This is a genomic window from Oleiphilus sp. HI0067 (genome assembly GCF_001635735.1).
This window is the reverse complement of sequence record NZ_LWFI01000082.1, coordinates 1-819: the sequence shown is the minus strand read 5'-3', so window position 1 is coordinate 819 and position 819 is coordinate 1. Positions and strand designations below refer to the sequence as shown.

The following is an 819-nucleotide window of genomic DNA, read 5'->3' as shown; positions in this document are numbered from 1 at the left end:
TTAGCGCTGAGGCTCTAAGAACATCGCATCACCATAGCTAAAAAAGCGATACTTATTCTCAATCGCATGAGCATACGCGTTCATCATGTTCTCTTGACCAGAAAACGCCGAGACCAACATTAATAGCGTGCTTTGCGGTAAATGAAAGTTTGTGACTAAGGCATCGACAGTTACAAACGAATACCCTGGGTAGATAAAAATATCAGTATCGCCCTCGAAAGGCTCTAAGCTACCTGATTGACTAGCTGCCTCCAGGCTTCGCATACTGGTTGTACCGACACATACGACGCGACCGCCATTTGCCTTCGTTTCACGAATTTTGTCGACTGATTCTTTGGTGACCTGAATCCACTCACTGTGCATAACATGGTCTTCGACACTATCAACCTTTACTGGTTGAAACGTTCCCGCCCCAACATGCAAGGTGACAAAAGCCGATTCAACACCTTGCTCAGCAAGATCACTGATCATTTCATCACTAAAGTGCAGACCCGCAGTAGGCGCAGCGGCGGCGCCAGGTTCTTTGGCGTAAACAGTTTGGTAACGATCATCGTCAAGAGACTCGTCTTCACGATCGATGTATGGTGGCAACGGTACATGGCCTTCCGACTCAAGAAGCGCAAACACCTCTTGATCTCCGCAAACTTTCAATTCAAACAGCGCGCCTCTGNGCCCAAGCATTTCAAGTTCACTTCCGCCTTCTGTATATAACTTGGAACCAGGTTTCGGTGATTTAGACGAACGAAAATGTGCTAAAAAAACCTGCTCTTCGACTTTACGTTCGAACAAGATTTCGAGTGCCCCGCCGGTTTCTTTTTT

The 819-nt window shown here is 46.8% G+C and carries 1 protein-coding gene; it reads right to left on the bottom strand.

Annotated features, from left to right (window positions below; genetic code table 11):
- Nucleotides 1-819, bottom strand: an 819-nt coding sequence (queA, locus tag A3739_RS01265) for a tRNA preQ1(34) S-adenosylmethionine ribosyltransferase-isomerase QueA (protein ID WP_068499923.1), incomplete at its 5' end; no start/stop codon positions are given.